We start from the raw sequence: 7,945 nt of genomic DNA on the forward strand, positions 1-7,945 counted from the left end.
TGAAATCCAATCGACCTTTTTTTACTGGAAATCCCCTTTCGGGACGTTATAACTTTGACTGATATTATTTACCACAGACAGCCTGGCCATTAAATAACAGACTGTCGATTCCGCCCCTTGATTCAAGTTTATATTATTTTCTTCCAATCCGTCATAACAGCCCCCTGTTGCCGGGTTATAAAGTATCTGATGTAAATGATTATGACCTAAAAACCAGTCAAAGGCTTTTTTCTGTTTTAACAAATAATCATTTTCCTTGAATACCTTATAAAAGGTAGCCAATGTCATGACCGTGCTAGCCACATCAATCGGTTGTTCACCGTAATTCAATCCTTTCTTTTCTTTATGCAGCCATCCCTGGTTGGATATTACTTTAATCCGATCTTCAACGAAAATCTTACTCAATAAGAAGTCAAAAGATTCTTTTGCTATCATTTTATATTCATCATTTCCGGTTGCCTGATAAGCAAAAAGCAATCCTTCCGACAACACACAATTGTCATAAGTCAGATAAGATTCAAACCATAACCAACTCCCGTCAGTACTTTGTTTATAATATCCAACCAGTTTATCAGCCAGGACATTGATTAATGAAATGAGTTCCGGACGTGGGTATCGCCGGTTATAAAAGCACACCCCCTTCAATGCAAAAGCGATACTGCGCGGAGACTGAAACAAGGATAATTTATGAAGCGTTTTCCTGAATATCTGAATCGCCTCGGCAGTCCACTCATCCGGATATTTATCCCCATGCGAGATAAAATAGCCTAAAGCACAAACAGCTCTTCCATTACTGTCTTCCAAACCAACCTCCTGATTTTGGCCGGTAAAAGCCAGTTCTTTATCCACATAATTCAGGAACGAGCCATCCGGCTGCAAACAAAATTTTATGAAATTCAAATAGCTCCTGATATACTTTTCACAAGAAACATCCCTCATTTCCACATATACCTGACAAAGTGCCATTAGAGCCCGGGCATTATCATCCAGTGTATATCCTGTTTTTATATCCGGGCGATTACCCTTCGAGAATTGGATCATAGCAAAACTCCGGCTCATCCTTTTAATATGCGCTATATTTATTGGAGGCAAGGAATAATCCAATCCATCCTTCTCCTCTAATACCTTTTTAAACAATAAAGCATATAAAATGGCAGTATTCTCCCAGGCAGTAGCCGCCGTTTTCTGCAAACCGGCAATCCTCATTTTTGACCGAAGGCTTTCACTCGCCAATAACCGGTTTGTTGCTTCAGCCAATTGTAGCGGATTCTTAAAGTCAAAAATGATTCCCGAATTATCCTTTAAAAGCTCCAATGCATGAGGTATCGGAGTGGCTATAATAGGACACCCACAACTTAATGCATAGACGAACGTTCCACTGACTGCCTGATTAGGATCGCACGACGTAAACAAGTAAACATCTGTTAGTTGCAGATATTCAAGCAATGTCGACAAATCCAAATAAAAGTTTACAAACCGGACATGATCAGTCATTCCCAACTCAGAAACTTTAGCTTTGAGCATTTCCCGGTATTTTTCCCCTTCTTCTTTAAAGACTGTCGGGTGCGTCTTGCCTATGACAACAAACAAAACCGTCGGATTCTCTTTTACAATAGCAGGCAAAGCTTCCAAAGTTGTTTCAATACTCTTTCCGGCACTTAGCAAACCGAATGTTGAAAGAACTCTTCTTCCCGAAACCCGGTATTTATCTTTTAAAAAACGCTTATCCTGATGCGCAACCAGATGCGTTCCGTGAGGGATCACATTAATTTTCTCTTCCTCCATCCCATAATCCAGCAACAAGATTCGTTTGGAAATCTGCGTCATGACAACAATAGCGTCACAGGCCGCAGCCAACTCCCGGAGATAATTCTTTAACGAAATAACAGGATTCGGCAAAACCGTATGAAAAACAATCACAACCGGTTTTGTTATAGATTTTACAAATTGCAGAAACTCATCCTCATGTTCTTTATAAAGACCGAATTCATGTTGTATCAGGACCAGGTTTGTATCCGCATCCTGGTTGATCTTCCTGCCAATGACCGCATAATCATTGGCATCCGAAGTATTCAGCGTATATTTTACCTTATCAGAGTAAATGTGTTTCTCTGAGTCCGATTCCAACGCACACACCTTAAATGAATAAGAGTTCCCGAATTTATAAAGAATTGTCCGGATCAAATCGGCGGAAAAGGTAGCGATACCACACTCCCGCGGAGGATAAGTTGTTATGCATAATATATTATTCATTTCTTATGGGTTATTAATTCATTCACTAACTCTTGCAGTTTCACAGATATACAAGCTATACATTTATCTGCCGCCCCATAATAAATATAAAGTCTGTCATCGAACAAGGCTGTTCCGGTCGGGAAACATACTCTGTTCACTACACCCAGCAATTCATAATCCGTATCAGGAGTAAATAAAGGATAAGGCAATCGCGCCAGTTCTATTGACGGATCATTCAGATCCAATAAAGCAGCACAAGCTGAATAGACATATCCGCCCGGTGTATCATACACGCTATGATAGATCAGCAACCATCCTTCTGGTGTTTCTATCGGAGGACAGCCAGCTCCTATATAACTGGCTTCATGATCATACTGGGGTTTTAAAAGGATCTTGTTGGAGAAGTCAATGAAATAATCAGTCCAAAATTTGGTCGTTAAATCCTCCAACTTCTCCACACAAACCAATTGTATATCCGGTTTGATACGATGCATAAAATAAAATTTCCCATTAATCTTACGCGGGAAAAACACTACGTTCTTATCCGTCAGATAAATCTTCTTGCCAGAATTTGTCTTAGATTCCCGTTTGTTATACGAACGAAAATATTTACCAATCAGATGCTCATGCGACATCATCAATCTTTTGAATTGCCGGAATGTGAATTGTGAGGTGATCACTCCTTTCTTTTCAAAATGAGCCAGATCGCCAGATACGGCATATGCCCCGACAGCACTCATGCCATCATAGGCCGTATAAGTCAGATAATACACATCTCCAATTTTTACTATTCTGGGATCTTCCACTCCCTGGCTTTCATAATCAAATTCAGGACTGATTAAAGGTTCTTTATTTCGTTGAACCACTTTCAATGGTCCTTCCAGCCTGCAATAGCCAATAGTTGAATAATTCCCTTCTCTTACTGCACGGTATAACATATGTACAGTATTTTCTTCGGCTATCACAGCCGGATTCATTACACTTTCGCTTTCAAAATTCAAATCAGTACATTCAAGAATAATACCTTCTCTTTTGATGGTTACCATTATGTTTTAGTTATCAGATTAAAACCTTTGTCTTGCTTACTCGTCTTTTCACGCTGGTAGTCAGTCTGAGTTTTTGCTTTGTCAGCAGAAGACTTTTCCTTTTTCTTTTCTTTCTTACTCTCTTTACCTTTCATAACACATTGTTTTACAGCAAATTTATAAACTCTATTCTTTGCAAGTTACGGATAATAAACTCCATTCTGTTATATATGCTGAAGTATTATTCTTTAATAACTATAAGAGTTTATAATTCACATTGCACGTTTCGCCTCAAAGTGTTAATGCATTAAAAAGATATAGGCAATAAATCTTTCAAATCTGTAGAATCAAGTCATTTCTGTGAAACTATGTTATCCATGAAAATATTTTCCACTAGAAACTTGTTGTATTAGATAATAGAATATATGTTTGCATTATAATTTCATATAAAACAATTTTATAGTAGAAATAATTATCAACACCAAAATAGAATAAAATGAATACAAAAAGAATCTTCACATTACTGGTTTTAGTTGTAGGTTTCATGACTTTAGTATCCTGTAAAGGACAAGCCAAAAACAACAGTAATGAAACAACTTCAACCACGGAAGTAACAGGAAAGCAAGCAGCTGCACCTGTACATATTACAAAGGCGGACTTCCTAAAAAAGATATACAACTATGAAGCAAATCCAAATGAGTGGAAATATCTCGGAGACAAACCTGCCATCATCGACTTCTATGCCGACTGGTGCGGTCCCTGTAAGATGATCGCTCCTTCACTGGAACAGCTTGCCAAAGAATATGCCGGACAGATCAACATTTACAAAGTCGATGTAGATAAAGAAACAGAGTTGGCCCAGGCATTCGGCATTCAGGGAATACCGGCCCTTCTATACATCCCTATGGAAGGAAAACCCCAAATGCTTCAGGGAGCAATGCCTAAAGATCAGTTAAAGGAAAAGATAGAATCAATTTTACTGAAAAAGTAATTTGTTTTTCGCTTACTCTACCTGAAAATTTCCCCATCCAAAGGTTTATTCCCCATAATCATCATAACATCTAAATATTTACTAACTTTGTCATCGTTTGTAAATCATAAAACGAAACGTCATGAGTAAATACCCATTTATGCTGATTATGTGTATGTTTATTGCACAGTCAGTTTTTGCACAATCATATTCCAAATACTTCCGCCTGGCTAATCAGGATACCGTCAATTTCACCTTTACAGTGAAGAAGCCCGATATTAAAGCAATAGACTGTTATCCCCAGCGGATTACACAAATTTCGAAAAACGGAGATAATTACGAAATATCACTTACAACTATCAATCCCTACCTGGATGGAAGCAAACTGGCTAAAATGAAAGAAGCCAAGTATGACAAATCACGGGAATACGACAGAGAGATCGCCCGATTTTTACAATCTACCCCGTTAATAGATGCACAAAACGAACACATTAGACAAATTGCCGATACACTGTTTAAGGATGAAACGCAGACCTTCATTATAATAGAGAAAGCTCTCAAATTTGTTTATACCTATTTATCACCATCCAATTCCATTGCCAAACAGATTGATGCAGGAATTTGCAGAACCGTAGATGTCAATACCGTTATCCAGACAAGGAAAGGTACTTGTAGCGAATACACGAATGTATTTACCGCATTGATGCGCTACATGAATATACCGACTCGTTTTGCTGTAGGATATTGCTATGTCCCTGAATGGAAAGCCGAAAGCACCCATGCCTGGCCCGAATGCTATATAGAAGGTGCTGGTTGGTGTTCTGTCGATCCGACTTTCCCATCGTATATCAGCCCGCATTTTGGTATGGTTAGGATGCGTTACGGGATAGATTACGAAGACTGCGACATCAAAACCCTAAATTATGACATCGAACCGATTGAGTTTACCAAAAGATAACCATTATGACAACAGAGAATAAAATAAAGTACTTTGAAAATCGGGAAGACTGGAGAAAGTGGCTGACAGACAATTTTGAAATCAAAGATGAAATTTGGTTTGTCTTTCCTCAGAAATCATCAGGTAAAAAAAGCATTATATACAATGATGCCGTTGAAGAAGCCCTTTGTTTCGAATGGATTGACAGTACGATAAAATCGCTTGACAAAGAACATAAAATTCAGCGCTTCACGCCTAGAAACCCTAAAAGTACTTACTCGCAAGCCAACAAAGAAAGACTTAAATGGTTATTGGAAAATAAAATGATACACCCTAAATTTGAGGATAAAATACGAACTATTTTGTCTGACCCTTTTATTTTTCCAGATGATATAATTGACAGATTGAAAGCAGATAAAACAGCATGGAAAAATTATCAACACTTTTCCGACCCATATAAACGTATCCGAATTGCATACATTGAAGCAGCAAGGAAACGGCCTGTTGAATTTGAAAAACGGCTAAACAACTTTATCAATAAAACGAAAGAAAATAAAATTATAACTGGATTTGGGGGAATTGGAAAATACTATTAATCTCTCATAAAATGCTGGCACGAATTTTACTTCTGCTTTCTAAATGTTATACCTATATATAACGAACAAACCAACAACACCACCCCAATCACCAACATACGCTTTGGATAAGAAAACTCCACAGTACTACCTTTCTGAAAAGAATCAGAACCGGCAAAACAGTTCTCATCTACAGAACCAGAACTAACAACCGATTCAACCACCTCCTCCCCCTGTTCCTTAATAGCGACACGAGTAACGGACTGCATCCCATTCAACCGGCAGCTATCGAACACGATATGCTCTATATCGATCACCTTATTGCGAGAAGCCTGATACAAATTTTTCAACAACATACTATCACTATGAATACTATGCACCTCTTCTCTTATCTCCCGGTGTTGCACACTACGCCGCCCGACACTACAACCGGACAGCAAAATAACCAACAAACCAACCGAAACAAGCAAACTTCTACCCCACATATCCATACCTATCCCCCTTCATTTATTAATGATCACCTGATAACGATTCTCTCCATTTACCCGAAACGACAAATGCAGGAACTTCTTTCGTTTATAAAGAATCGCTTGATCGAAAGGTAACTTACAATAAAGCAACACATCCAGTAGCTCCTTCGGATCAGGCACATAACAATCCGCAGCCTCTCCTTTCATATGCTGGCTCGAAGGCACGCCGCCCACCAACCTGTTCACCTCCGGACTCCGGTAACCGCTTGTAATCGCAATCGGCTTCCCATAAGCCACCCGCAACGGCTGTAACAACCGTTTCACCAACTCCATCATAGCCTGCTTCACCTCAAACGGCGGCTCATTCAGCAACCCGTTCTCTACCGCCACCCGGCTATACGTCATTTCTTCCCAAGTAAAATCCCTACTTATCCTCTCTTTCATTTTGTACCGATTTAATTTTATACGAATAATCCACTCCAAACAAAGCCCCGGCAAATGTGCAGGTTTCCCCGAAAGCCACCAGCACACTATTATGAATCTCCCCTTTCGGAGCAATCCAGAAACCGGAGAAAAGAAGAACAATCCCGCTCATTACGAGCAGGATTGCCATTACCAATTGAATAGTCAGTCTTTTTTTCATACGTTCCCCTTTCCTCTTTCAATCAAGTAATCCTCAATTTACCATTTTCAATTATTCAATTTCCGGTCTGTCATCTCCACCGGAACCTTCTTCTTTTTTAGGTTTCGTATCTTCATCCTCTTCAAACTTCACGATCTCACTCATCCAGCGCAGACTGGTACCCGGCGAGAATATCACCCGTGCCTTTTTTATCAGGGAAGCATTGAAAGCATCCGCCGTCTCCGCACCTTTCGAACGAATCGAAAGACGAAAACTACCGAACTCACCCACCTGTACAATACTACCCGAACGAAGCTCCAGGCTCATCGCCCAGTTTAACGAATCAAGTATCGCCTTCACATCAGCACTCGACATCGCCGAGCGGCTGAAGATCAATTCACACAACTTATCCATATCGCAATAGTTCGACGACCGCGCCATCGCATAAGTCTTCACCTTGTCCTTATCGTCACCGCTAAGAACCTTGCGCTGCACCTTTCTAAATTTCAGTGTCATAGCTTTTCTATTTTAATGATTAATACTACTGTTTCCAGGGGAACGATACAAAGGTACAGGTAGGGATATATGCAAAGATCGGCACGGAAGCATCATGTAAAACAATATATAATAAGACTTTAGGAACAACCAAAATCTTAAAATACCATTTTTCACGAACCATCACACCGATCGATTTAGGTTCTTATTTAACGTTTATCAGGAAAATAATGATTATTACGTGAGATTCTTAGGGACAAATTTAGGTTATTTAATGACTTCTCTTAACAAATTTGATACCCTTTCAGGTACTCTTTTTAATATAATCACGCAATAAATACCCGAGAGGGTATCGAATAACAGAATATAAGTCATTTATAGAAAACAAGTGATGCCAATATACTGTATGCGGAGATTAGCACTTATATTCTCCGCATATTATACGGCAAATACAGACATTAATCTCCGCAAACAATCACATTACAAGTTCATAATTATATCTCAATAATCACTAGTGTCCCGTTAAAATCGGGACGAGTTATTAATTAATCAAATAATCCCGGAATAAGGGGATTAAATTGTTCTTTGACATCATTGAAATTAGTCTTATTAAACA

10 protein-coding genes are annotated in these 7,945 nt (G+C 39.0%); 3 read left to right on the forward strand and 7 right to left on the reverse strand.

Annotated features, from left to right (window positions below):
- Window positions 1-21: 21 nt before the first annotated feature.
- Genes DXA15_RS18045 through DXA15_RS27685 form a run of 3 tightly spaced genes read right to left on the reverse strand, consistent with a single transcriptional unit; the run spans window position 22 to window position 3,415 of the window.
- A complete protein-coding gene (locus DXA15_RS18045) occupies window positions 22-2,253 on the reverse strand; it encodes a glycosyltransferase (RefSeq protein ID WP_128134940.1) in 2,232 nt (743 codons plus the stop codon).
- The gene (locus DXA15_RS18050) at window positions 2,250-3,281 is read right to left on the reverse strand and encodes a pesticidal protein Cry7Aa (protein WP_122328208.1); all 1,032 of its coding nucleotides are present in this window, start codon (window positions 3,279-3,281) and stop codon (window positions 2,250-2,252) included. Before DXA15_RS18050 ends, DXA15_RS18045 begins: the two co-directional genes overlap by 4 nt.
- Window positions 3,281-3,415, reverse strand: coding sequence for a hypothetical protein (locus tag DXA15_RS27685; RefSeq protein WP_255419980.1), 135 nt, complete (start codon window positions 3,413-3,415; stop codon window positions 3,281-3,283). Before DXA15_RS27685 ends, DXA15_RS18050 begins: the two co-directional genes overlap by 1 nt.
- A 341-nt stretch (window positions 3,416-3,756) precedes the next feature.
- Between DXA15_RS27685 and trxA the strand changes: the two genes are divergently transcribed.
- The 3 genes from trxA to DXA15_RS18065 all read left to right on the forward strand — a co-directional run bounded on the left by trxA (window position 3,757) and on the right by DXA15_RS18065 (window position 5,763).
- Window positions 3,757-4,251 (forward strand): thioredoxin, encoded by a 495-nt coding sequence (gene trxA / locus DXA15_RS18055; protein WP_128134941.1) that lies wholly within the window; start codon window positions 3,757-3,759, stop codon window positions 4,249-4,251.
- 121 nt (window positions 4,252-4,372) lie between these two features.
- A complete protein-coding gene (locus tag DXA15_RS18060; protein WP_128134942.1) occupies window positions 4,373-5,188 on the forward strand; it encodes a transglutaminase-like domain-containing protein in 816 nt (271 codons plus the stop codon).
- A 5-nt stretch (window positions 5,189-5,193) separates the two neighbouring features.
- Entirely contained in the window at window positions 5,194-5,763 is a 570-nt protein-coding gene (locus tag DXA15_RS18065) for a YdeI family protein (protein WP_128134943.1), read from the forward strand.
- Window positions 5,764-5,789: 26 nt separating this feature from the next.
- Here DXA15_RS18065 and DXA15_RS18070 read toward each other — a convergent pair whose 3' ends face one another.
- The 4 genes from DXA15_RS18070 to DXA15_RS18085 are packed head-to-tail and all read right to left on the reverse strand — an operon-like array spanning window position 5,790 to window position 7,350.
- Window positions 5,790-6,233 (reverse strand): hypothetical protein, encoded by a 444-nt coding sequence (locus tag DXA15_RS18070; protein ID WP_128134944.1) that lies wholly within the window; start codon window positions 6,231-6,233, stop codon window positions 5,790-5,792.
- Window positions 6,234-6,245: 12 nt separating this feature from the next.
- Entirely contained in the window at window positions 6,246-6,656 is a 411-nt protein-coding gene (locus tag DXA15_RS18075) for a D-Ala-D-Ala carboxypeptidase family metallohydrolase (protein WP_128134945.1), read from the reverse strand.
- The gene (locus DXA15_RS18080) at window positions 6,637-6,855 is read right to left on the reverse strand and encodes a hypothetical protein (protein WP_007659354.1); all 219 of its coding nucleotides are present in this window, start codon (window positions 6,853-6,855) and stop codon (window positions 6,637-6,639) included. Before DXA15_RS18080 ends, DXA15_RS18075 begins: the two co-directional genes overlap by 20 nt.
- Window positions 6,856-6,906: 51 nt before the next feature.
- Window positions 6,907-7,350, reverse strand: a complete 444-nt coding sequence (locus DXA15_RS18085; protein ID WP_128134946.1) for an HU family DNA-binding protein — start codon at window positions 7,348-7,350, stop codon at window positions 6,907-6,909.
- Window positions 7,351-7,945: the final 595 nt, after the last annotated feature.

It is taken from the genome of Parabacteroides sp. AM58-2XD (genome assembly GCF_003463685.1).
In the GTDB taxonomy this organism is placed as follows: domain Bacteria; phylum Bacteroidota; class Bacteroidia; order Bacteroidales; family Tannerellaceae; genus Parabacteroides; species Parabacteroides segnis.

What these genes read in the sequence shown, in the direction of transcription:
- DXA15_RS27685 (WP_255419980.1), bottom strand. Translation starts at nt 3,415, where the DNA reads ATGAAAGGTAAAGAGAGTAAGAAAGAAAAGAAAAAGGAAAAGTCTTCT.
- DXA15_RS18085 (WP_128134946.1), bottom strand. Translation starts at nt 7,350, where the DNA reads ATGACACTGAAATTTAGAAAGGTGCAGCGCAAGGTTCTTAGCGGTGAC.
- DXA15_RS18075 (WP_128134945.1), bottom strand. Translation starts at nt 6,656, where the DNA reads ATGAAAGAGAGGATAAGTAGGGATTTTACTTGGGAAGAAATGACGTAT.
- trxA (WP_128134941.1), top strand. Translation starts at nt 3,757, where the DNA reads ATGAATACAAAAAGAATCTTCACATTACTGGTTTTAGTTGTAGGTTTC.
- DXA15_RS18050 (WP_122328208.1), bottom strand. Translation starts at nt 3,281, where the DNA reads ATGGTAACCATCAAAAGAGAAGGTATTATTCTTGAATGTACTGATTTG.
- DXA15_RS18060 (WP_128134942.1), top strand. Translation starts at nt 4,373, where the DNA reads ATGAGTAAATACCCATTTATGCTGATTATGTGTATGTTTATTGCACAG.
- DXA15_RS18070 (WP_128134944.1), bottom strand. Translation starts at nt 6,233, where the DNA reads ATGGATATGTGGGGTAGAAGTTTGCTTGTTTCGGTTGGTTTGTTGGTT.
- DXA15_RS18045 (WP_128134940.1), bottom strand. Translation starts at nt 2,253, where the DNA reads ATGAATAATATATTATGCATAACAACTTATCCTCCGCGGGAGTGTGGT.
- DXA15_RS18080 (WP_007659354.1), bottom strand. Translation starts at nt 6,855, where the DNA reads ATGAAAAAAAGACTGACTATTCAATTGGTAATGGCAATCCTGCTCGTA.
- DXA15_RS18065 (WP_128134943.1), top strand. Translation starts at nt 5,194, where the DNA reads ATGACAACAGAGAATAAAATAAAGTACTTTGAAAATCGGGAAGACTGG.